Below are 23,541 nucleotides of genomic sequence, written 5' to 3' on the forward strand. Positions count from 1 at the left end.
CCAGAGCTCATTATTTTTCGGCTCACTTCACGGCAGAAGGATTGGTAAAATTCAGCCACGTGAAACGAGCAACAGTCACGAGGCTTTTGAGCGATGAATATGAGATGTACGTTAAAATTTACAAGCTGAATGACTATAAATTACTTCAACTGTCGAGGATTTAACCGAGGTACTCTTGTTGAATAGTGAATATTGCTATAGTGTACTAGTTAGCTAGTTCAATGATATTTTTGTGTGAGTAGTATGACACAGCAAACCTCTTCTCAGCCTCGCGAGCATTTTGGCTCTCGTCTCGGGTTCATCTTAGCTGCCGCAGGTGCCGCAGTTGGCCTTGGCAATATTTGGGGCTTCCCAACTCAAGCAGCCAGTAATGGTGGCGGTGCTTTCCTATTAGTTTATTTGGTGATGATTCTTATCGTCGCATTTCCGATGCTGGTGGTTGAAATGGCGATTGGTCGCCATGGTCAAGCCAACCCTGTAGACAGTATGCGTGCAATCACAGATAACCCTACCGGTAAAAAACTCGGCGGCATTGTGGGTTGGATTGGTTTAAGCGTACCAAGCGCTGTCTTAGCGTTTTATTCAATTGTTGGTGGTTGGTTGATCTGCTTTTTACTGGGTGCAATCACAGATCTAATGGGGTTAGAAGCTGCAACTCAATGGCTAAAGGGCTTTAGTGTTGAACGTAACTTGTTCGGAACCATTACTTTTTATGTACTGACGATTCTCATCGTACAAGGTGGCGTAAAACAAGGTATTGAGAAGTGGTCCACACGTTTGATGCCAGCATTGTTTGTTCTGTTTGCTCTGCTATTTGCTTACATCATGACGCAAAACGGTGCGATGGAAGGTCTGAAACATTACCTAGTGCCGGATTTTGAAAAGGTATGGGACCGCAAGTTGATTCTTGCTGCAATGGGACAGGGCTTCTTCTCGCTTACGATCGGTGGCTGCTCAATGTTGATTTACGGGTCTTACTTGAGTAAGAAAGAAAACCTACCAAAGATGGCGATGAACGTGACCATGGTAGATACTGCCGTTGCTTTCATTGCAGGGTTAGTGGTGATGCCAGCGATGTTTGTAGCAATGCAAAAGGGCGTTCAAATCTATGCAGAAGATGGCTCTCTATTAAGCTCTGATACGTTGGTATTTACCGTATTGCCATTGATGTTTGATAGCTTAGGTTTGCTTGGTCAATTGTTCTCTATTGTGTTCTTCTTATTGCTGACGATTGCGGCGCTAACGTCCTCCATTTCAATGTTAGAGTGTCCAGTGGCTTTAGTGAGTGAGCGCTTCAATACTAAGCGCAGCGCAACGAGCTGGGTTTTAGGTGGTCTCATTGCCTTGTTCAGTGTGGTGATTGTTTATAACTTTGGCGCTCTGTTTGGTATGGTCGCGACGGTTGCTACTCAGTATCTACAACCAACCGCTGCGCTCTTATTCTGCTTATTTGGTGGTTGGGTATGGAATCGCAACTCAAAAATCAAAGAGCTTGAGCAAGGTTGCCCGGAGTTTACGCAAGGTTGGTTTGGTAAGTTATGGCCTGCGTATGTGAAGTTTGTATGTCCAATTCTTGTGGCGACAGTCATCTGGGCTTCATTTGGCTAACCGAGACGCCTATCGAATAAAAGAAAAGGGCTTGATGGTAACTCATCAAGCCCTTTTTCATATTGGTTATTCTCGTTTCGGTTATCCGCCAAGAATGGTGTTGATTAACGGAATTGTCCTGCTTCTGGAAGAAAGTCAAAACCAGCAGAAGCCAGTTTTGTCTCCAGTGCTGTGCGTTCGATATCGAAGAAAGCCACCAGTTTATCTAAGTCACCACCGAAGTCGTCGCGTAGCTTCATATTCACAATGCTCATCAGCATGACAGGATCCATGGATTCAAAGTTCGTTAGATTCATGACTTATCCTCAAAATCTGAAATCAGTAGGTTTGCCGCAGCAAATGCCGCTTTTTCACGCACTTCTTTAGGCAGGGACTCATCCGCTGCAACATCGTTCAGTGCTTTAACTGCACATGAAATTGCTTGGGGAATATAAGCTTGATCGCCACTACCAATCTGAGCATAAAGCTCACGAACCAGTTCACAACAGCCGTATACTTGCATGTTTTCTTTCCACTAAATGATAACTTATCTCAATATACACACAGCGGATTTGAAACTCAAAGTACAGAGTTGTTTTGGCTCAAGTTGAAGGTTTGCTTGAGCGAGATTTAATCACTGCATTTGTGCTTCTAACTGCTGGGTGACTTCTGGTGAAAGTTGAAGTTGTTTTGCTAGTTCTTGCAGATACGCTTTTTCCATAAAGTTTTGTTCATCAGCGACGATCAAAGACGCCAGGTAAATTTCTGACGCTTGTTGAGGAGAGGTCGCCTGATTAGCAATTTCAGCAGGATCAAGCGGTTTGTTTAACTCTTGCTGAACGAGGTGACGAACGTGCTCATCTGCGCCCATATCCGCGAGAGCTTGTTCAATGCGAGCCATTTCCTCTTCATCAACGTGACCATCAGCTTTTGCAGCTCCAATCATTGCTTTTAAAATTAAGACACTGTGTTTACTGTCATCGGGGTCAAAGGTTTCTTGAACACCTTGACCGGATTGCTTGGCTTGCCAGTCGTTATACACTTTGTAGGCCAAGGCTCCAAGCGCAGCTGCGCCACCGACTTTTAATGCGCTTGACCCTACTTTTTTAGTCATTTTTTTACTTTTCTTTGAGCCCATCAGCATACCGATGAGGCCTCCGCCTACAGCACCTGCTCCTAGCGTTTTTAGGCTACTTGAATTTGATGAGGATTTGATGTTGTTGGTTTGTTTGCCCAATGCATCTGCACCTTGCTTAAGTAAGTCTGATTTGAGTGCTTGGTTTAGAAGACTTTTTAAATCCATAACTGACCTCCTTTAGATGATGAAATCAGTTTAATAGCAAGAAGCTGAACCAAAGATTAACAAAGTGAATAGTTCGAAAAAGGTCGAGGGAGGGCGTTGAGCTGTAATAAAAAGGGCTGACCGAAGCCAACCCTTTTTAACTATTTGAAACTACTTCAAATGCGAACTCGTCGAGTGCTTACTTTAGTTGAGCTTTTACGTGCTCAACAATGTCAGTCATTGCGACTGCTGTTTTCTCACCAGTAGCACGGTTCTTGTATTCGAAGTTGCCTTCTTTCATTGAGCGGTCACCGATAATAATGGTATGCGGTACACCAATAAGCTCCATGTCAGAGAACATTACGCCTGGGCGTTCTTTTCGGTCGTCAAATAGCACTTCGATGCCCATTGCCGTTAGCTCAGCGTACAATTTCTCAGCGGCTTCTTTCACTTCTTCTGACTTGTGCATGTTCATTGGAACGATCGCTACCTGGAATGGTGCGATTGCATCTGGCCAGATGATGCCGTATTTGTCGTGGTTTTGTTCAATAGCAGCCGCTACTACGCGAGTGATACCGATACCGTAACAACCCATTTCTAGGATGACGTTCTTACCATCAGGACCCAGTACACCACAGTTCATCGCTGCGGAGTAAGCGTTACCTAGTTGGAAGATATGGCCAACTTCGATACCACGCTTAAGCTGGATAATGCCCTTGCCACATGGGCTTGGGTCACCTTCCACAACGTTACGTAGGTCTTCAACTTGGCCAAGCTCTACATCACGACTCCAGTTAATACCGAAGTAGTGTTTACCATCGATGTTCGCGCCCGCACCGAAGTCGCTCATTACCGCAACGCTGCGGTCAACAATGAACGGCAGTTTAAGGCCAACAGGGCCAAGTGAACCTGGGCCTGCACCGATAAGCGCACGAATTTCTTCTTCAGATGCCATTTCCAGTGGAGCTGCAACCTGAGGAAGGTTTTCTGCTTTCACTTCGTTCAGTTCATGATCACCACGAATAATAAGCGCGATGATTGGCGCATCAACTTCGTCAGATGCTTTCACAAACAGTGTTTTCACTGTTTTTTCAATTGGTAGTTCGAACTGCTCAACCAATTCAGCGATTGTTTTCGCGTTTGGCGTATCAACCAACGTCATTTCTTGTGTTGGTGCCGCAGCCTCAGAGGCTGGAGCTAGTGCTTCTGCTTTTTCAATGTTTGCCGCGTAATCTGACTCGCTAGAAAATGCGATGATATCTTCGCCGCTTTCAGCCAGTACGTGGAACTCTTGAGAGCCGCTACCACCGATAGCACCGCTATCTGCAAGTACAGGACGGTAATCCAGACCCATGCGATCGAATGCTTTACAGTAAGCATCATGCATTGCGTCGTATGACTTTTGTAGTCCGTCTTTATCAATGTCAAAGCTGTACGCATCCATCATTGAGAATTCACGTGAACGCATTACGCCAAAACGTGGGCGTCGTTCGTCACGGAATTTAGTTTGGATTTGGTACAGGTTTAGCGGAAGCTGTTTGTAAGAGCTCACTTCATTGCGAACAAGGCTAGTGATCACTTCTTCAGCGGTTGGGCTAAGTACAAACGGACGAACATGACGGTCAGTAAAGCGAAGTAGCTCAGGACCCATCTTTTCGCTGCGGCCTGTCTCTTCCCATAGTTCAAACGGCTGAACAACGGGCATCAAAGTTTCGACTGCGCCTGCATTGTCGATTTCTTGACGAACGATGTTTTCGACTTTACGCAGTACACGTAGACCAGTAGGTAGCCAGGTGTATAAACCTGAAGCCAGCTTACGGATCATACCTGCACGTAGCATGAGCTGGTGGCTCACTACTTCTGCGTCGTTTGGAGTCTCCTTCAGAGTAGAAAGAAGATAATTACTGGTACGCATTAAATTTATCCGTTTATTTAAGTTAGATACTCAAGCTTGAATAAGCAGGAGTATGGGAGTTCCCGAAAGGGAAATTTGTTAGCCGTCTATAATATCAGCCAATTGCGTTTGTCAAAAGCTTTCAATAGCGGTAACCGTTATTAAGTTGCTTGTTGCTGTGAACTTTACGTTCAAGTCGAACAAATTTACCGCATATTCTTTGTCGTCCGGCTTGTTTTTCTTATATGCAGGGCGAGGATCTTGTGCCAGAACTTGTTCAATGACTGATCTTACATAGTCAGTATCGGATCGATTTTCTATCGTTGCTAATGCTTGAGCAGAAAAGGTGACTTGTGACTTTTCTGGCTCTTGGTCTGCGTATCCGCCTTGTGCTTCCGAAATAGAATCCGAATAGGGGATATAAGGCTTAATATCCACAATCGGTGTCCCATCCACGAGATCTACACTGCCTAAATCAAGATAGATTTGATCGCCTTGCTTAGTGACTCCTTTCACTTCAACGGCTGACATTCCGATTCCGTTTGGACGGAAAGTCGAGCGCGAGGCAAAGACACCAATTCGTTCATTGCCGCCTAATCGTGGCGGACGTACAGTTGGTTTCCAACCAGCTTCCAGGTTCTGATCAAATAGAAACAACAACCAAACGTGAGAGAACTGTTCTAGCCCACGCACTGCTTCAGGGCTATTTGCTGCACCTAACAGTTTTACGCGTGCTTTAGCCTCTGGTACTAAGCGTGGTTGGCGCGGAACTGCAAACTTTTCTTTGTACGGTGTCTCAATGACGCCGATGGGTTCGATGGAATACATGGTGGACATCTTTAAGAATTCATTGAGATGAAAAGTATCACAAATTTCTCTTGCTTTTCTTGTTGATAATGATTATTAATTAAAATGTTATAACATAACAATTTAGTTAAAAGGAAAAGTATTATGAAACCAGGAATCCACCCTGAATATCGTCCTGTGGTGTTCCACGACACCAGTGTAGATAAGTACTTTGTCGTTGGTTCTACGTTGAAAACGGAGAGAACCATCGAATGGAAAGATGGCAAAACTTACCCTTACTTTACGTTAGATGTGTCGTCAGCTTCTCACCCGTACTACACCGGTAAACAGCGCGTTGTACAAACCGAAGGTCGCATTGCGAACTTCAACCGTCGTTTTGGTCAATTTAAGAGCGAAAAGGAATAAATCATGAAGGTAGTAAAATCATTAAAAAGTGCAAAAAGTCGTCATCCGGATTGTCAGATTGTAAAACGGAGAGGGCGTCTTTATGTCATTTGTAAAACGAACCCGAGATTCAAAGCTGTGCAAAAGTAATCAGCCTGCATATATCTAACTTATGGTTTTGTTTAATTGATAATGTTGAGTTAATTATCTTACATGGATGAAATATCTACATTTTTATTCAATGTTGGTTATAAATGCCTCTATTCGTCACAGTTTGTAACATTTAGGGCTTTTATTTGACCTTCTACTCAAGTACCCTTCGCACGCTTTTTGACATTTTTGTCACATTTGCATAGGAATAAAAACAAGGAGGGAACAGATGAGTTCATCTGATTCAATTAAACAAAACTCGCCTAAGAAGCCGCTGTTTACGCGCTTTTTGGATACTGTCGAATATTTGGGGAACTTATTACCCCACCCGATCACACTATTTGCCATTTTCTGTTTAGCCATTCTGGTGATGTCGGGTATTGCAGGATACTTCGAAGTTTCCGTAGTTGATCCTCGTCCTGAGGGTGCAAAAGGTCGTGCCGCGGATGGCATGATTCATGTCGTTAGCTTGCTTAACGCTGATGGCCTTGAACTAATCGTTACCAATCTAGTGAAAAACTTTGTCGGCTTTGCACCTTTGGGTACGGTATTGGTTGCGATGTTGGGTGTTGCTATTGCTGAATACTCAGGCTTGCTATCTGCAGCAATGCGTGGCTTAGTCATGGGTGCATCTCAACGCATGGTAACAGTGACGGTCGTTTTCGCGGGTATCATTTCAAATACGGCATCAGAGCTTGGCTATGTGGTACTTATTCCACTGGCTGCAATGCTGTTCCATTCTTTAGGTCGTCATCCACTTGCCGGTCTTGCTGCGGCGTTCGCTGGTGTATCTGGTGGTTACTCAGCAAACCTACTTATTGGTACGGTTGACCCGCTGTTGTCAGGCATTACTGAAACGGCGGCGCAAATGATTGACCCAACTTACACTGTTGGTCCAGAAGTTAACTGGTACTTCATGTTTGTGTCGACATTCTTCATTGCAATCACAGGTGCGTTTGTTACTGAAAAAATTGTTGAGCCAAAGCTTGGCAAATACAGTGAAGAAGAAGCCTCAGAAGATTTGTCGAACGACAAAATGGGTGGCTTAACAGACATTGAGAAGAAAGGCCTAAAACTAGCAGGTGTTGCTGTACTGGTTGTTTCAGCGCTGCTTGCTTGGACGGTTGTTCCAGAAGACGGCATTCTACGTTCTGATGCAGGTACAATTGCAGGTTCACCATTCCTGAAAAGTATCGTGGCATTCATCTTTGTGTTCTTTGCTATTCCAGGCTTTGTGTTTGGTAAAGTTGTTGGCACGATGAAGACGGATCGCGATGTAATTGATGCAATGGCGAAATCTATGTCTTCTATGGGCATGTACATTGTATTAGTTTTCTTTGCGGCTCAGTTCGTTGCTTTCTTTAAATGGACTAACTTCGGTCAGGTATTCGCGGTTGCTGGCGCTAGCTTCCTGCAAGAAATTGGCTTAACTGGCCCAATGTTGTTCTTTGCCTTCATCCTGATGTGTGGATTTATCAACCTAATGATTGGTTCGGCATCGGCACAGTGGGCAGTAACGGCTCCGATTTTTGTTCCTATGTTGATGCTTGTTGGTTATGCACCGGAAACGATTCAGGCTGCTTACCGAATTGGTGACTCGACGACAAACATCATTACTCCAATGATGAGCTACTTTGGTTTGATTCTTGCCGTAGCGACTCGTTACATGAAGAACTTAGGTATCGGTACGCTGATCGCGACCATGCTACCTTACTCAATCTGCTTCATTGTAGGTTGGAGTGTGCTGTTCTACCTATGGGTATTCGTATTTGGTTTACCAGTAGGCCCTGGCGCAGCAACATACTACACACCGTAGAAAACGGTTACCTCACACAGCTCCATTATAAAAAGCCTGCGAACGTCGCAGGCTTTTTTATCGATTGAGACTGTGTACGCAGGCTTACCTGATTATAGATGTCGGATTATAGCTGAAAACGTATCAACAAAGGGCGATAAAAGTGCTGAGTGAGCCAGCACAAGCTTTTCCAAATTATGCGTTTGTACCAGGGTAAGTGCGCAATATACACATAGCTAAATTCAATTTCTGGCTGGGCTTTTCTGTTGCGTTTAAAAGCCGGAGCACCTGAGCTCATATTAAAGCGACGCTGGAATATCATTGCGTGGCGGATGGTATAGGCCGATATTCGACGATACAATGCGAGGCGTTGTGGCTTATTGGTATCGTAGCCAAAAATTGGGCAAGTCATATCATTATCAATTTCTACAATGCCTAACGTAGCCAGCATCTCTTCTTGATAAAACAGTCCCACTAACTTTACTAATTTGTTCTGGCTCGCCTGTTTTAAATATTGGGTTGAAAACTGGATGTTATTGATGCTGTATTTATCAAGGTAAAGCATGTCATATAACTCTTTGGCACGCTGAAACTCTTCATCAGTGGTAAGTGGTCTAAACTGCCAATCTTTATCATTAAGCAGTTTGAAGTCTTTCGTTAAATCTCGGTTGAAGCTGAACGCTTGCCAATCATCAAGTAAATACACTTGTCGTGTTACCAAGCTTTGCCATTGCTGCTGCTCTAATCGCTGAATAAAGCGTGATTGTTGACGTTGGTTAATGGAGCGAAGTACCAAGGGAAAGGTGGGATATTTATCGAGTGCGACGCGACGCAGTTCATCGAGATTTAAGGCTGCCCATTGTTCGCTATACATATTGGTGGACAAGCACTGATTGTTGAGCGTTTGGACTTGATCCAATCCAGCCAATGATAAGATTGGTTTAGTCATATTAATAAGTAACTTACATACCCATCGAACAGCCATATTTTTGACTTTGTGAAGCTCTTCTGCGGCGTAGCCACTAAGCAGTGTCATAGGGGAGACTGAATAACAGTTGTTTGGTATTTTTGGTGTTACGGAGTAAGGAATGGCAACATCATCGATATAGTAGCAACCAAAGCTTGCTGTGCATTCATCAATAGGATTTGACTGCATAAGAGTGATAAAGGTTTGATGCCATTCTTGAGAGGAAAGTGTCATGAGTTCAATGCCTCTCCATTCCACTCAATATCAACGGTAGAAGCGTCGCTCCACTTCGTCTTGTTCTGCCTAGCTAACCGGAGTAATTCAAACATACTCCGGATTTGGCTCCCGACCGGTAAGTTATGCTGTTGCATCACATTCACTCCAGACCACCAATCTTGCCAAGTTCGAGCCTTAAATAGGGATAACCCGCCTTCAGCGATGAGTGTTATTGGACCTAAATGATGCAATCGCTGCTCGGAAGGACTGGTAAACTCCATATTAGGGAGCAGTTGGTTGCATCGAGACGAGAGTAGGTGCAAACCACTGGTGGCTCTTGGGTTACATTCAATCACGTAGAGTTCATCTTGTGATTTGATGAAGTCAAACGACACTTGCCCATGATAAGTATGACGTTTACCAAAAGCTGCGATAAATCTATCTAGTCGTTCGCACGAGATCGGCTGAAAAGCACTGGCGGCCGAGCCGTTTACACAGTATTTCGGCACATAAGCTTGGTGTGCTTTAAGGTCACCATGTTCAAAAATGGCATAGTTACACACCGGAGTCCCATGGATTTTTTGTTGCTGAACCCAAGGGAAAAGGGGCGATATCGTGGCGGCAGAAATAGACTGAGTCGTCACATCTCTTATGACTTGCCCGCCAAACCGAGAGTAAACGGGCTTTAGAACGGTTCTCTTATTAATTTCAATCTCACTTTTATCAGCGACCAAACGAGTTTTTGGAAGTGTGATTTCTGGCAAACTTTGAAGCTGTTCAAAGACGGTCAACTTGTTGTGCAGGGCATTGAGTAGTCCCACATTGGGCAGAAAAAAATCTACTTCTGGGCATTGTTTGGCAACATGAGCCAAGTAATACACTTCTTCACAAGTGGGTATCACTATATCAATACGCATCTGAGTAATGATTTTTAGGATCTGCTGTTGATAGGTGGGAAACGCAAATCGAGGTGAAGCGGTGGGGATATAAGACTCGATGCCTCGCAAAAACGATCCTAGAGGTTTTTTTAGCGAATCGGTGAGAATTACTTCATGTCCATGATGCATACACATGGTTGCCCACTCTAGTGCAACTGGTGATCGGGCTCCGGTGATTAAGACCCGCATATGTTCACCACACGTCGTTGTTTATTCATTGGCGTCCAAATAGGCGCAGGGCGGTAACTAAATCTGACAGGATCAAGCCGCAATTGGTCAAACAACTTTATCAAGGCTTGATGTATAACCCGATGGTGGTGAACATCCGCTTCAATTTGAATGGCTTGTGACCCTGTTTGGGTGATTCGGTAATCCACGCGACTTTGGGCGGATAGTGTTATAGCGCGGTAGATGAGATCTGGTAACACCGTCACTGGGACGTGGTTTGCGTTTAGCGTGAGGCGATCACCACATCGTCCGGCAATTGCGCCAAGAGGTTCAAATACGCCATTATCCTGTTTATTCTCAATAATATCGTCGAGCTGATAACGAATAATTGGCTGAGTTTTACGACGAAAATCCGTAATGATTGGGCTGTAATGAGTACGTTCGGTATTCAGCCAATGTTTTTCGATGTAAATAACATCTTGATTCCAGCGCATTTGTCCATGCTGATCCGTACATGCAAGAAAACCTTCAGTACATTGATAGACTTCATGGAGTTCGCTGTCGAACCGTTGAGAAATAAAGTGACGGTCACTCTCGGTTAGGACTTCTGCACCAGAAATGATCCGCTGTGGTTGAATTGCGGGTTGACCAAATTGACCGCTGAACTGGGCGCAGAGCTGAAGAGCTTGCGCACTACCAACCAAAAGCGTGGGTTGGAACTTATCTAGCTCTTTTATCCATTCTTGGTAAGGTTTGGTTAAATCGGCATAAAAAAATGTTACAGGCCCTTTCGCGACGGATTTATACAGTGGGCTGTTGGCGCGCAAGGCTAGCGCAATTCGGTGCTTTTGCCATAGGTTGGGCAACAGGCGAGCCAATATATTGCCAGCCCACAGTTGCGTTTCCTGTTTGTCAGCAAGAAATAACCCGCGCATGCCTGATGTGCCCGAAGAAAGCCCAACAGTAACATCGCCAACTTTCGAAGCGGCGAAGTTGCGTGACTGTTCTGCTTCGAGTGCTTGTTGCATTAGCTGTTCAGCATCTAGGCCTTTCGTATTCAACTCCGAGAGGCTCTCCATCATGGTTTGCTTATTCATGATAGGGAAATCACTAAGTGCTGCACCTTGAAGTGAGCGGTAATACGGTGAATGACAGCATACCCAATCTAGGTGTTGCGTTAAATGTCGTTGCTGCCATGTTTCGACTTGTTCCCTTGAGCCGAAGGGGCGGTAGCGGGTTCGCCAGAATTCTGAGATAAGCGTTCTCACTTCATCCATCCTTCTTTGATTAGCTGCTGGATAGTTTCCTGACAATGTGAAGGCACGAAGCGAACAAAGTGGTGGGTTTGTTGGTAGCAACTTCTCAATTCGGAGAGGGTGTTTTTATAGGCATTTGTGTCATCGCAAAGCATGTTCGCCAGCCAATGCTGATCAATATTTTCACTCAAGCTCTCGATTAACCAGCATGCATCGGCGAGTAAGAATAGCCAACCTTGGTCTCTTTTAACCAGCAAGCCCACTTGGCCAGCTGCATGGCCTGGCAAGCTAACCATATAAATGAATCCGTCGTCGAACATGTCTTTACAGAGCAAATTAACACCTTGGCACTGAGGAAGAATTTGGCTGATTGGTACGGAAAAATTACTATGAATGAATAAGTTAGGTTCAAGCTGTGGAGGAAGTAGAGCTTTTAGGTATCCTTTTCTTACGCCTCCAATTCGACCACTTTTAGTAATTGCATCTACCCCTTTTTGTTGGCAATGCAATTGAGAGTGGGAAAACTCAGACACGGCAGCAATGTGATCAGCATGGAAGTGGGAGAGCACTAAGTGTTCAATATCATGAGGTTTGAGACTTTCTTTTGCTAACTGCGCAACAATTCCGTGTTCTTTTTTATAGCGACAAGGTGTTGTCCAAGCATAAAAACGTTCAGGGAAGGGACGAGTCGCGCTAAAAAAATGCTCGTGATATCCCGTGTCGAACAGGATGTTGCCTTGCGTTGGGTGCTGAATTAACGCAACGGCTGCCGGAAATGCTCTAGGCTTGATACCAGAGCCTGGTTTGACAACAAAGCCTGGGTGTACGCAGTGTCCAGCCTCAAAGATTTTTATTTTTAGACCAGTTTGCATACTGCTGTATTCCTTCTTGAATTGAAAAAAGCGGTTGGTAATTCAGTGTTTGTTTAGCCTTGCTGATATCCAGAGTTTGATGATAGTTAAACAATCCTGCGCTGTATGAGGTGAGCCTTGGTTCTGGCTGATGTGGTAAGTGCCTTCGTATTTGCTCACTGAGCTTTAATAATGGTGATACCACACCGTATGGTAATGATTGTAACGTTACTTTTAGGTTTAACCCCTCACATAAAGCTTGCAGAACAGTCTCAATTGGCATTGGTTCGTTGTTGGAAATGTTGAACACATCACCATGCTGAAGTTGGTCTGCCTGAGTGCAAGCGAGCATCGCTGCATGGGCAACGTTGTCGACATAGGTCAGATCAACCACAGGATTTCTACCTGATGGCAGAAGCAGAGTGTTGTTTTTTATCGCCTTAAGCACTCTTGGGATAATCGCGCGATCATTGGGTCCAAAAATGCCACGCGGTCTTAAAATGATCGCTTTGCTTTGGCCTTTTACGGCTTCAATTTCCGATAGGTATTTTGTGTGTGCATAATCATTACACCAGTATGAAGCTATGGCGTCGGTTTCTCGAATATTCCAACGGTCTTGATGGTCAAAGTAGACGCTGGTGGAGGAAATATGGATAAAACGCGAGATTTGATGGGTATTAGCCGCATTGACGAGGTTTTTGGTGGCATCTACATTGGCTTGATAAAACGCCTGCCACTTTCCCCATGGGCTTGAGAGAGCGGCACAATGGATGATTGCATCCATACCTTGGCATACCGCATGAACTGCTGAGTGGTCTCTTAAATCGACTATATGGGGGATAACATCGAATTGCTCGGCGAGTTGTTTAGCGATGACTGTATTTCGTGCTGTAAAGTGCAGTTCATGCTGCTGGTGAAACATTCTCAGAATTGCGCTACCCAACATCCCGCTGCCACCAGTGACCAATATCTTCATAGTTTTAGCACTCCCATCCCTAGTGACAACCCTGCGGCGGTGCCAGCTAATAACACATGTTTTCCTGCGGCTTCTGGCTGATTACGCAGCCAGTGTAAGTTAATTGGGAGTGAGGCGGCGACTTGGTTTCCCAAAGTCGAAAAGTGATTAACGGTTTTCTCTGTTGGTAGCCCGGTGAGTGAAGGCAGTTTTTTTAATCCATGCGCGCTGGCTTGATGAGGAAGAAAATAATCAATATCGCTGAATGTTACCGGAGAGGCGTCAAACCCTTTTTTTAGAAACGCTGGTAAGGCTTTACGCACATGTTTAAAGAGTGCTTTGCCCTCCATCTCAAACTGGCAACTTTTTAAATAGGCTTGATGCTCGGAGGTATGCGGATTGATATGACTGCCTCCGCCCTTAATTTGACAAAATGAATACCCGGTATGATGCGTTTCAAAGTGACTGGTGAGCAATCCATCATCGTTGTGTTCTTCGAGCAAAAATGCGGCGGCACCGTCCGCGAATAAGGTTGCAACTTCTGGTTTGAGCGTAAAATTTCGATTCAGTGTGATGCCAGTGGCGAGTTCGCTGGTGACAATAAGAATCCGACGGTACCGTTTTGCTAAGAATAGACTCTGAGCAAGATCAAGCGCAGAGAGAAAGGATAAACAGGTGCTGTTCAAATCAAAGCTTTCTAGCCATGTTGGAGCGTCTAACGCGGCGAGAACCGCTGAGGCGTCGTAGGGTAGAGACTGGTGGTGTGTGCCGCTAGCGTAGATAAGAAGATCAACGGAGCTTAAGGTATGTGTGTTTCCTAAACACTGCTCTATTGCCTGCACCGCCATGTAAATAGCGGTCTCTTTTGTATTGGCTACATGACGATATTCAACGTCGAATTTATTTCGGCTGGTCCCTGGCGCTAATTTTAGGAAGCGATCCATCTCTCGATCAGACCATTGATTCGTTGGCAGGTAGCTTCCACTGGAAACGATGTTAAAGCCCATTATTCTCTATACACTTATTAAAAACGTCGTTCAAAATAAACCACGTTGCATATTGAAGCTATGGCGAGCGAGATGAAAAATAAACAGAACAAAACAAATGGGAGTAAGAGCACGCTTTGGGTGCAATGCTGAGAATGAATTTTCAGGAATGAGCCAGGCTTTGATTTGCTGGCTCAATATGAATAGAGTGAGGGTTACTTCTTAAATTTCGCCAAAATACGATCCAAATGGTTTGCAAATTCGCGTCGATCGGTTTGAGAAAGCGCGGCGGGCCCACCTGTCTGAATTCCGCTTGAACGCATGGTTTCCATAAAGTCGCGGATATTTAGGCGAGCTTTGATGGTGTCTTTTGTATAGAGCTCGCCACGAGAACTGAGGGCTTGAGCGCCTTTAGAGATAACCTCATCTGCAAGCGGAATATCTGACGTGATCACCAAATCGTTGGCTTCCACACGCTTGACGATTTCGTTGTCTGCGATGTCAAATCCCGCAGGGACTTGCAGCGAGTGGATGTTGTCTCTTTTCGGCACAGGGACAACGTGGTTAGCGACAAACGTACATTCAATCCCCGTACGCTCGGCGGCACGCACAATGGTTTCGCGAATAACTTTTGGACACGCGTCTGCATCTACCCATAACTTCATGATGATTTCTCACTGAGTTTCGCTTCTAACTCTTCAATACGAATGGCTAGCATTTTTACGGTGCGCTCTAGGGCTTCAAGACGATCATTATCGGTGTGGTGTTGTGCTGCGATTTCAACCTTGGGTACGCGTTGAGCACTCTTCCAACTTTTTATTGCGGTGATTAATGCTGGCATTGGAACTGGCGTTTTCAAGCGTGCTTTCACTAACGCTACGGTTGGCTCTTTTCCTTGTTGTTGCAACTGTTCCATTGCCGCTTCTAATTCTTTAGTAACGTCTTGAGTTAACATTTTTAATCCTTAACAACGATATATCTATCATCATACGTTGAGTGCGCTGATTTGGCGAATGGCATTTTGGAGAGTGTAGTGTGAGAGATCTCTTACATAGGTTGTGAGAGAAAACGATTTCGTAAGCGGAAAAAGAGAAGATAAAGAGCTTAAGTTTATGATAAATAATGATTTAACAACTTATTAACCAATGTGAGAGCCAAATATTTATCTTAGATAGATTGTCTATTTTTGGAAAAGGCGTAAATTGAGAGTTGTCAGCAGGAAGCAGACATGGAACAGGAAAGCACCAAGGATTTGGTTATCGTCAGGAAGACGATTTGGTTGGTCAGGATGATTAATCAAGCATGGAGCGTAGGACATTGTAAGGATACGATCATCAATAGGATGTTGATGACTAAGGATAGACAATGGACCCCTCTAGGATTGAGGTTACGGACAGCATCAGGAAGATGCAAGGGACACCGCTCAAGGAACAAGTGACGTGTGCTAACGAGGAATGTTAGCAGTCAGGATGATAAGGACACCGCTAGGACGGCGACGTAAGGAATAAGCTGACGGAATCAGCCACTATTATGGATGATGCATGGAGCACTTTTAGTAGCCGGACTGCTGCGAGTAAGACCATGACCCCGATACTTATGTGTCGGGGTCTTTCTTATACAAAAAAGATATCCAGTGTTCTCATTGAATTAAGCATCTCGATGTTACTTGGGGATATCAATATCACAAAATATATAAATTCCTAATAACACTTAATAAAAAACAACTCAGATCAATATCCTTTCCAACCAGTTGGTTTAACTTTCGGCTTCTCTACAAGGTGTTATGCCCGCAATCATTGAGCATGTTCAGCTCATCGAGTTTGTGATCTGCGGATAGATTAAGTTTGTTGTAATCAAGGAACAGATGTGGCCATAGTAACCAGAAGAATGCTTCTTCTACCCTACAATGAGTCGTTGCAACTAGAATTCGTCATGCTGAATTGCTGTGCGAAAAACCGTGCTGAATTGAATGGTCCGTATACAGTTGCGTCTGCCAAACAGATGTTTGAGAAAATACTGGATGATGAGAACATTTATAGTATGGCAGTGCTAGAGAGCACCAGTCGTGACTATATGGGGCACGTGTTCATTGCTAATCTCGATTCCGAACCTGAATTAGGGTTTATTTTTGATAAATCATATTGGGGTAAAGGGTTAGCAACAGAAGCACTAAAAGCATTTTTCCCCAAAGCGTGCCGTGAATTGGGCTTGAATAAGGTGAAAGCTAACGTGAATAGCAATCATCAAGCTTCTATGGCAGTACTGAAAAAGCTGGGATTTGTTGAAACAAAAGAAAGTAAGGATATATATGGTCCTTACTTTGAAATGGAATTTACAAGCGATGCGGTGGTAGGTGAAAGTTCTGCGGCCTGAAACCGACCATGGTTAACTCTCCTTGGTAGCAATCGTCACCAAGAGATGAAAACTCAAATTGATACACCGTATGCCAACGCCAGACTCCGTCTGGCGTTTTTAGTTTATGGGCACCAAAGGCGATGCTGATTAATTGGAGATCCAATTGCTCACATTTACGCGTGATGGCCGCTTTTGCGAGTTCGGCTTGGCGACGCTGTTGCCAAAACAGGTAACAGAAAAAGCAGAGCCCTAAAATTGCTAAAAGATCACCAATCATTCCTGAACCTTTCTTAGCTTTTTGTTGTTTGTTGTAAGCTTACTAGCGCATTTGCTAGTTCCTCTGATGGATTTGAATGCAGTAAAGGCAATAACACCATCCTTAACTCTGGCAGCATCACTAAATCGGCAAATAACTGATTAAATAGGGCTTGATTACCGGTTTGAGCTAAACGCAGCAAAAACTGTTCTGCTACCTTTTCATTGGCGAGTAAGTGCCAAGCGCGACCCGCCACACCAATCAATACCTCCTGATGGCTTAAACGAGGGCTATGCAATATCGCATCTAATACTGGAGAGGCGACTTCTGTTGGTGCACCAGCAAGGGCTCGGATAAGTGCTGAAAGTAGGAAGAGATCAGGTTCGCTACTTGCGATTTCTTGCTGTGCCTTTTCCGCGATACGTTCTGCTAAACGCTCTTGAAGCTCTACGTGCTCAAGCGCACCTAATAGGGCATAAAGTGGCTCATTTGGTAGGTGGTTCAACGCTTTGCGTATCATTACCCCGTTTTGCTCTTTGTCCAGGCGAGCGGCTATGTCTGTGATACCTTGCAGACCTACAGTTTGCCAATTATCCCAGCCTAAACCTCCAGAGAAGTAATGCTGGGTATGCTCGTAATATTGGCTGGTAGGAAGATTGAGGTTTGCGCGGACCTGGCTATGAAACACGGCCATTTTATCTTCGGAAGGTTTGAAAGTGTATGGGTTGTTAGACAGCTTTTGTTGTTGCTCTTCAGTGATATCATCATTGAGGCGTGTTCCCATAGCCTCCACGACGTATTTAATGAAATTGCCGATATCCGCTTGCTTTAACAAACCGCGCTCGTCCAATTCAAACTTTAGAAACCAAATCCAAGGTTGCTTTTGTTCATTCCAATAAGCGATGGCAAGGTGTGCTTTACGCTGCATTGGAAATGGGTAAGGTGCTTGACCTTTTTCTACATCGGTAAACTCTTTCTTAGCGATGGTTTTGATACGGCGACCAAGATCGAAGATTTGATAATCACAGTGGCTGTTGTTCAACAGTTGAGTGAGGGTTTGAATGTTTTCCATTAAATACGACGTCCTAACGTTCTTTTCACAAGAAATGGTATCATTCTCGGCTAATTCAAGGTTCGAGATAGAATTAATGGTAACAAATACTCAATTGGTCGACTTACTTCACCAACTTGAAGCGCAGCTTAGAGAGCATAACTTATGGCAATATACTATGCCTTCAGAGCAAGCCTTACAAAGTACAGAGCCATTTGCGATTGATACATTGCACCCTCATGAATGGTTGCAGTGGATTTTTATAGCCAGAATGCACGCACTAGTGAAAAATAACCAACCACTGCCAAGAGGGTTTTCTCTCGAGCCCTATTTTTCAGAAGCGTGGAAGCAGGAACCGCAGTTCGCCGAGCTGCTTGTTACAATCCGAACCATTGACGAACTGTGTAAGTAAACGAATGCTAGAACAAGAACTAACGCGATCTTCAGAACCAGTTGAGCTGGAGATCGTTTATCAGGATGAATATTTTGTAGCGGTCAATAAGCCTGCAGGCATGTTAGTGCATCGCAGTTGGTTAGATAAACACGAAACTCAGTTTGTCATGCAAACTTTGCGCGACCAAATTGGTCAGCATGTGTTCCCATTGCATCGTCTGGATCGTCCAACATCTGGTGTGCTTGTGTTTGCGTTGTCGAGTGAAGTCGCATCACAAGTCATGCCGATGTTTGCTGAACATAAAATGGAAAAGACATACCACGCAATAGTACGCGGTTGGATTGAGGAAGAGGGCGTATTGGATTACGCGCTCAAAGTCGAGTTAGACAAGATTGCTGATAAGTTCGCTTCACAAGAAAAAGAAGCGCAAGAAGCGGTGACGGAATATAAGCCGCTGGCTAAAGTGGAGGTTCCCTATTCGACGGGTAAATTTCCTACAACGCGTTATTGCTTAGTTGAGATGAAACCTAAAACGGGGCGTAAGCACCAACTTCGTCGTCATATGGCACATCTACGCCATCCGATCGTGGGTGATACAACGCACGGGGATGGAAAGCACAACAAGCTGTATCGCACAGAGTTTGAATCTCATCGTCTGCTACTGCATGCTTCAGAGTTACGGTTCGTCCATCCATTTACCGATCAAGAGATTGTTATGACGGCCAATCTTGATGAAACTTGGCAGCAATTGTTTACTCGATTTGAGTGGGATGAATCGATGATTAACCGATAATCGGTGCAGTTAGATCTAGATAATGATTGGGTACAAATAAAAAGGGTTAGCATCAATGCTAACCCTTTTTAATATTTAAGACTTAACGTTTTACTTTAGTTTTTCGAGATCCGCCTCGATCTCTGCGATCTTGCTCGAAACGACTTTTTCTAAATGACGAAGGTCTGAGAGAATTTTCTCTTTGACATCAACCTCAGGTTGTTTCGTTGGCTTAGTGATTTTATTCAGTTCATCAATGACTAATGTGAGGTTACGGTTGATTTCCGTTACTTCTTTATATTTGTGACTGCCACTATCAACAAGAACATTTTTGATTTGGCGTGGGTATTTGAATTTAACGCTTTTAGCGAATAGTTCGCCTTTTTGCTTGTGGAAATAGATCTTGAGTACGTCTTTGTGTGCTTCTTGGCGTAGGGAATAACGTTCAATCTGCTTAGGGTCGTGAATACCCAAACCAGTGAGGTGGGGATACATAGGCTACCTCTATTACATCGAATTGATATTGATATAACTGTAGCAGCCTATGTATGAGCTAGATAGCTGATATTTAGCCAAAATGCTTAACTTGTGGGCAAGATCGCTCTCGCCCTGAACCGAAAAGATTGGCAGGTTTTATCTAAGCTGCGACCTCATCAGATAACTTTTCGATCAATCTCTCTCTTAGCTCATCTTGCTGTTCTTCACTTAATCTTCCTCCTGCATCACTGGTTAAAATAAACAAGTCTTCTGCTCGCTCACCAATGGTGGTGATTTTGGCACCGTGAAGGTTGATATTTAAATCAGCAAACGTACGGCCTACTTTGGCCAACAGCCCTGGTGTGTCTAGCGCGACAAACTCCATTAAAGTGTGTTTTTTACCTTTGGTTGGTAAGAAGTCGACTTTGGTTTTCACATTAAAGTGCTGAAGTTTGTTCGGAGTACGGCGCGTTTTAATCTTGGTTGGTCGGCCCGCCTCCAGTACATGGGTGAGGTGTTTAATCACCGCCGCGTGACGAGACTCATCGATCGCTTCGCCATGTTGATCGAGTACCATAAAGGTATCAATCACGTGCCCATCTTTGCTGGTCATGATTTGCGCGTCGTGTACATTAAAATTACGCCTATCTAACTCCGCCACGACTGTCGCAAATAAAGCAGGCTGGTCTTTCGTATATACAAACACCTCAGTGCCGCCACGAGTGGCTTTTTTACTGATCAACACCAAAGGCTTAGTCGGATCTTCCATGCGAAGTAAGTGTTCGCAGTGCCACGCGATTTGCGTATGGGTATGACGAAGGAAGTAGTCAGCTTTGAAGCGTTGCCACAATACTTCAATTTCGCGCGCGGCAAACCCCTCTTTGCGCAGCATTGCGGAGGCCATTTGTTGATTGTGGCGAATTCGCTCACGCACATCGACAGGGTTCTCTAGGCCTCTACGTAAAGCACGTTGTGTGGAGTAATACAGCTCCGCAAGTAAAGTTCGTTTCCAAGCATTCCAAAGTTCTGGGTTGGTTGCACAAATATCTGCAACTGTCAGGCATACAAGATAATCGAGAGATTCTTCGTCTCTGACTTTTTTGGCAAACTCGGTAATGACATCAGGATCATAAATATCTCGGCGCTGTGCGGTGACAGACATTAATAGATGATGTCTTACCAACCAAGCGACAAGTTTCGCTTCGGGCTTCGATAAACCATGCTCAATGCAGAAGTCGTACGCTTCTCCTTCACCGATAATCGAGTGATCGCCGCCACGACCTTTCCCGATATCATGGAAAATAGCGGCAATAATCAGCAGCTCTTTCTTTTGCATCCGTGGGTAGACGTCACAGCAAATAGGGTGCTTCGCATGATTTTCTGGGTCACTAAAAGTGTTGATGTGTTTAAGTAAGCGAATACTGTGTTCATCAACTGTGTAGGCATGGAACAAGTCAAACTGCATTTGACCAACAATCTGACTCCATTGCGGTAAATAGGCCGCCATAACCCCTAATCGGTGCATGAGACTGAATGCTTTGTGCAGAGCATTAGGGTGACGACATAACGCCATGAACTTTTCACGTGCAGCAGGAATAGTGTGCAAAAACTTGTTGAGCCGACGGCGAGCGGTGCGCAGTTGACGCAGCGTTGGTGGGCTCACCCCTTCAATAGTTGAGTCGTTAGCAATATGTAAGAACATATCCAGAATAGTTTCTGGGCGAGCTTGGAACAATGCGGGTTTCCGCGCTTCAATTAAAGAACCGCGACGTTGAAAGTCCGTATCGAGAATCTCGGCACTTTCTGTCGCCCCACCATTAATGATCGCTTGGTCAAAGAGTTTGAGTAGCATTTTATTGAGCTCTGCCACACGACGAAGCGTGCGGTAGAACTCTTTCATCATCATTTCTACGCCTCGGTTGCCTTCTCCGACGTAGCCTAGATTTTCCGCAACTTGTGCTTGATGAGCAAAGGTCAAGCGGTTGTCATAGCGGCGAAGCTCCATGTGCAGAGCGAAACGTACTCGCCAAAGGAAGTCCTGACATTCAACTAATTCTCGGTATTCTGCGTCAGTTAAAAATCCGTATCGGCTCATTTCCAACAATGAAGTCGCACCAAAGTGACGTCGAGCGACCCAGCTTAATGTATGAATATCGCGTAGCCCGCCAGGGGTTGATTTAATGTCCGGTTCTAAGTTGTAGGTCGTGTCGTGGTAACGTGCATGGCGTTCGCGCTGCTCTTGAATTTTAGCGCGGTAAAACGTCTCACTTGGCCAGAAGGAGTCTGATAACACGACTTTCTTCAGTGCCTGAAAGGTGTCCTCGCTTCCACACAGCAATCGCGCTTCTTGCAGGTTTGTCGCGACCGTTAGATCGGCTTTACCAATTTCAGCACATTCAGTAACGGTGCGAACAGCGTGTCCGACCTCGAGTTTTAAATCCCACAACAGCGTAATGAATTCGCTGATTTTTGCTTCTAACGCGGTTGGCAGTTTATTGTTCGACAGAATCAAAATATCGATATCGGAGAGTGGATGCAGCTCACCGCGTCCGTAGCCACCAACGGCAACTAGGGAAATGTTGTAAATATCCTTGAAACCAAAATGTTGCCACAAACGATTGAGAAGCAGATCCATATATTCAGCTCTGGCTAAAACCAAGCTTGTTACCGGATGATGATTGAGAAACTCTTGGTTTTGATTAGAGCTAAACTTCTCTAATTCTTGTTTGAGTTCACCGATATTGATTTGTTCATCGGAAAAGGTAAGAGGGGACTGAAGTGTCATATTTGCCATCCGTGCAAGCTAATCTAATAACAATCTAACAAATTTGCGGCAGATAAAAAATATCCCCGCCGAAGCAGGGATATAGTAAACAACGAGTGGTCGTCAGCTTTACGCGTTTTTCATTAGGCGAGGAATCGTATCGTCGCTACGAAGCGTCAGTACTTCACAACCTTCTTTTGTTACAACAATGGTATGTTCCCATTGCGCAGAGTTCTTGCCGTCGCCCGTGTAAACAGTCCAGTCATCTTGTGCATCAACAGAGCAACCAAATTTACCAGCGTTAATCATCGGCTCAATAGTAAAGCACATGCCTTCTTTTAATACGCGGCGGTCTTTGTTCTTGTAATGAACCACTTGTGGTTCTTCATGGAACTCATCGCCGATACCGTGACCACAGAAGTCTTTTACAATAGAAAACTTGTTGCGAGGATTGTTCTTGTTGTTCTCTTTGATGTACTTCTCGATAGCTGTACCGATGTCGCCAACTGTTGAACCTGGCTTAACGGTACGCATACCAACATACAGTGCTTCTTGAGCTACCATGCATAGACGTTTGTTTGCAGGCGAAACATCACCGACTAGGAACATCTTAGAAGTGTCACCATGGTAACCCTGAGGACGCACGCTCAGATCGGCATTCTCATCATTTGGAACGATTACGGTAATATCAACGTTTAAGATGTCACCATCTTTTAGTACCGCTGGCTTCATTTGGCCGTTGCTACCGATTTCGTCTTTTTCCGCTGGAATACCGTGGCATACGATATGGTTGATTGAAGTACAGATCGACTTAGGGAAACCATGGTAATCAAGCGGAGCAGAGTATGCGCCTTTTTCTAGAGCGTACTCATGACAGATTTTGTTTAACTCTTCTGTCGTCACACCAACTTTGATGTGTGGTTCGATCATTTCTAGAATCTCTGCGGCTAGCTTGCCCGCAATGCGCATGCGTTCTATTTCTTCAGCAGTTTTAATCTTGATTGACATTGGCTTTCTCTACTTATTCCTAAGCACGTAAACGTGCGAATGGCCGCATTCTATCAGACATCGGGGCGTTAACCCAAGTTAGATAGGAATATGCATCATTCTTAATTCGATCATATGTTTAAAGTTTTGCTTATAAAATAAGAGAAAGTGGCACGGTGAAGAAATAATTTTTACTAGCCACAGTGAGCTAAAATATGGTATAAAGCGCGCCGGAATAGAGGACTGTTC

25 protein-coding genes are annotated in these 23,541 nt (G+C 44.5%); 7 read left to right on the top strand and 18 right to left on the bottom strand.

Annotated features, from left to right (window positions below):
* Positions 1–243 precede the first annotated feature (243 nt).
* Positions 244–1,608 (top strand): sodium-dependent transporter, encoded by a 1,365-nt coding sequence (locus tag R7E42_RS13235; protein WP_033905531.1) that lies wholly within the window; start codon positions 244–246, stop codon positions 1,606–1,608.
* Between the two features lie 104 nt (positions 1,609–1,712).
* Here R7E42_RS13235 and R7E42_RS13240 read toward each other — a convergent pair whose 3' ends face one another.
* From R7E42_RS13240 to tsaA, 5 genes are all read right to left on the bottom strand, one after another.
* A complete protein-coding gene (locus tag R7E42_RS13240; RefSeq protein WP_033905530.1) occupies positions 1,713–1,904 on the bottom strand; it encodes a DUF4250 domain-containing protein in 192 nt (63 codons plus the stop codon).
* Positions 1,901–2,110, bottom strand: coding sequence for a YaeP family protein (locus tag R7E42_RS13245; protein WP_033905529.1), 210 nt, complete (start codon positions 2,108–2,110; stop codon positions 1,901–1,903). Before R7E42_RS13245 ends, R7E42_RS13240 begins: the two co-directional genes overlap by 4 nt.
* A 111-nt stretch (positions 2,111–2,221) precedes the next feature.
* On the bottom strand, positions 2,222–2,890 hold the full coding sequence (locus R7E42_RS13250) for a tellurite resistance TerB family protein (protein WP_017820764.1): 669 nt from the start codon (positions 2,888–2,890) through the stop codon (positions 2,222–2,224).
* A gap of 178 nt (positions 2,891–3,068) precedes the next feature.
* Positions 3,069–4,784 (bottom strand): proline--tRNA ligase, encoded by a 1,716-nt coding sequence (locus R7E42_RS13255; protein WP_213964426.1) that lies wholly within the window; start codon positions 4,782–4,784, stop codon positions 3,069–3,071.
* Between the two features lie 111 nt (positions 4,785–4,895).
* Positions 4,896–5,591 carry a tRNA (N6-threonylcarbamoyladenosine(37)-N6)-methyltransferase TrmO gene (gene tsaA / locus R7E42_RS13260; protein WP_005380294.1) on the bottom strand — a complete coding sequence of 232 codons (696 nt, stop codon included), beginning with the start codon at positions 5,589–5,591 and terminating at the stop codon, positions 4,896–4,898.
* 123 nt (positions 5,592–5,714) lie between these two features.
* Between tsaA and R7E42_RS13265 the strand changes: the two genes are divergently transcribed.
* From R7E42_RS13265 to R7E42_RS13275, 3 genes are all read left to right on the top strand, one after another.
* The gene (locus R7E42_RS13265) at positions 5,715–5,975 is read left to right on the top strand and encodes a type B 50S ribosomal protein L31 (protein WP_005380295.1); all 261 of its coding nucleotides are present in this window, start codon (positions 5,715–5,717) and stop codon (positions 5,973–5,975) included.
* Between the two features lie 3 nt (positions 5,976–5,978).
* Positions 5,979–6,104 carry a type B 50S ribosomal protein L36 gene (ykgO, locus tag R7E42_RS13270; RefSeq protein ID WP_005380299.1) on the top strand — a complete coding sequence of 42 codons (126 nt, stop codon included), beginning with the start codon at positions 5,979–5,981 and terminating at the stop codon, positions 6,102–6,104.
* 229 nt (positions 6,105–6,333) lie between these two features.
* A complete protein-coding gene (locus tag R7E42_RS13275) occupies positions 6,334–7,920 on the top strand; it encodes an AbgT family transporter (protein WP_005380301.1) in 1,587 nt (528 codons plus the stop codon).
* A gap of 106 nt (positions 7,921–8,026) precedes the next feature.
* Here R7E42_RS13275 and R7E42_RS13280 read toward each other — a convergent pair whose 3' ends face one another.
* From R7E42_RS13280 to R7E42_RS13315, 8 genes are all read right to left on the bottom strand, one after another.
* Positions 8,027–9,100, bottom strand: coding sequence for a hypothetical protein (locus R7E42_RS13280; protein WP_213868620.1), 1,074 nt, complete (start codon positions 9,098–9,100; stop codon positions 8,027–8,029).
* A complete protein-coding gene (locus tag R7E42_RS13285) occupies positions 9,097–10,209 on the bottom strand; it encodes an ATP-grasp domain-containing protein (protein WP_225466436.1) in 1,113 nt (370 codons plus the stop codon). The genes R7E42_RS13280 and R7E42_RS13285 overlap by 4 nt, the downstream gene beginning before the upstream one ends.
* Positions 10,197–11,465: a F390 synthetase-related protein gene (locus tag R7E42_RS13290; RefSeq protein ID WP_225466437.1), complete on the bottom strand. Its 1,269-nt coding sequence runs from the start codon at positions 11,463–11,465 to the stop codon at positions 10,197–10,199. Before R7E42_RS13290 ends, R7E42_RS13285 begins: the two co-directional genes overlap by 13 nt.
* Positions 11,453–12,316: an MBL fold metallo-hydrolase gene (locus R7E42_RS13295; RefSeq protein WP_225466438.1), complete on the bottom strand. Its 864-nt coding sequence runs from the start codon at positions 12,314–12,316 to the stop codon at positions 11,453–11,455. Before R7E42_RS13295 ends, R7E42_RS13290 begins: the two co-directional genes overlap by 13 nt.
* On the bottom strand, positions 12,285–13,271 hold the full coding sequence (locus R7E42_RS13300; protein WP_065274761.1) for an NAD-dependent epimerase/dehydratase family protein: 987 nt from the start codon (positions 13,269–13,271) through the stop codon (positions 12,285–12,287). Before R7E42_RS13300 ends, R7E42_RS13295 begins: the two co-directional genes overlap by 32 nt.
* The gene (locus R7E42_RS13305; RefSeq protein WP_170894013.1) at positions 13,268–14,257 is read right to left on the bottom strand and encodes a ketoacyl-ACP synthase III; all 990 of its coding nucleotides are present in this window, start codon (positions 14,255–14,257) and stop codon (positions 13,268–13,270) included. The genes R7E42_RS13300 and R7E42_RS13305 overlap by 4 nt, the downstream gene beginning before the upstream one ends.
* A gap of 194 nt (positions 14,258–14,451) precedes the next feature.
* The gene (locus tag R7E42_RS13310) at positions 14,452–14,901 is read right to left on the bottom strand and encodes a YaiI/YqxD family protein (RefSeq protein WP_005380310.1); all 450 of its coding nucleotides are present in this window, start codon (positions 14,899–14,901) and stop codon (positions 14,452–14,454) included.
* Positions 14,898–15,191, bottom strand: coding sequence for a hypothetical protein (locus R7E42_RS13315; RefSeq protein ID WP_005391777.1), 294 nt, complete (start codon positions 15,189–15,191; stop codon positions 14,898–14,900). Before R7E42_RS13315 ends, R7E42_RS13310 begins: the two co-directional genes overlap by 4 nt.
* Before the next feature lie 932 nt (positions 15,192–16,123).
* Between R7E42_RS13315 and R7E42_RS13320 the strand changes: the two genes are divergently transcribed.
* Positions 16,124–16,609 (top strand): GNAT family N-acetyltransferase, encoded by a 486-nt coding sequence (locus tag R7E42_RS13320; protein ID WP_005380314.1) that lies wholly within the window; start codon positions 16,124–16,126, stop codon positions 16,607–16,609.
* On the opposite strand, the gene R7E42_RS13325 is transcribed toward R7E42_RS13320, so the two are convergent.
* Positions 16,569–16,868 carry a DUF3301 domain-containing protein gene (locus R7E42_RS13325; protein ID WP_005380315.1) on the bottom strand — a complete coding sequence of 100 codons (300 nt, stop codon included), beginning with the start codon at positions 16,866–16,868 and terminating at the stop codon, positions 16,569–16,571. The two genes, R7E42_RS13320 and R7E42_RS13325, sit on opposite strands and share 41 nt — an antisense overlap.
* Positions 16,869–16,881: 13 nt before the next feature.
* Entirely contained in the window at positions 16,882–17,919 is a 1,038-nt protein-coding gene (locus R7E42_RS13330) for a DUF3549 family protein (RefSeq protein WP_005380317.1), read from the bottom strand.
* A 76-nt stretch (positions 17,920–17,995) separates the two neighbouring features.
* Between R7E42_RS13330 and R7E42_RS13335 the strand changes: the two genes are divergently transcribed.
* Together R7E42_RS13335 and truC are read left to right on the top strand one after the other, a co-directional pair.
* On the top strand, positions 17,996–18,310 hold the full coding sequence (locus R7E42_RS13335; RefSeq protein ID WP_213871633.1) for a YqcC family protein: 315 nt from the start codon (positions 17,996–17,998) through the stop codon (positions 18,308–18,310).
* Between the two features lie 4 nt (positions 18,311–18,314).
* Positions 18,315–19,085, top strand: coding sequence for a tRNA pseudouridine(65) synthase TruC (gene truC, locus R7E42_RS13340; protein WP_005380319.1), 771 nt, complete (start codon positions 18,315–18,317; stop codon positions 19,083–19,085).
* 90 nt (positions 19,086–19,175) lie between these two features.
* On the opposite strand, the gene R7E42_RS13345 is transcribed toward truC, so the two are convergent.
* From R7E42_RS13345 to map, 3 genes are all read right to left on the bottom strand, one after another.
* Positions 19,176–19,559, bottom strand: a complete 384-nt coding sequence (locus tag R7E42_RS13345; RefSeq protein ID WP_005380322.1) for a DUF3461 family protein — start codon at positions 19,557–19,559, stop codon at positions 19,176–19,178.
* 142 nt (positions 19,560–19,701) lie between these two features.
* Positions 19,702–22,326 (bottom strand): bifunctional uridylyltransferase/uridylyl-removing protein GlnD, encoded by a 2,625-nt coding sequence (gene glnD / locus R7E42_RS13350; protein WP_017636037.1) that lies wholly within the window; start codon positions 22,324–22,326, stop codon positions 19,702–19,704.
* A gap of 108 nt (positions 22,327–22,434) precedes the next feature.
* The gene (gene map, locus R7E42_RS13355) at positions 22,435–23,313 is read right to left on the bottom strand and encodes a type I methionyl aminopeptidase (protein WP_005380326.1); all 879 of its coding nucleotides are present in this window, start codon (positions 23,311–23,313) and stop codon (positions 22,435–22,437) included.
* Positions 23,314–23,541 lie beyond the last annotated feature (228 nt).

This window comes from Vibrio sp. Vb1337, assembly GCF_033338715.1.
Lineage (GTDB): Bacteria > Pseudomonadota > Gammaproteobacteria > Enterobacterales > Vibrionaceae > Vibrio > Vibrio alginolyticus.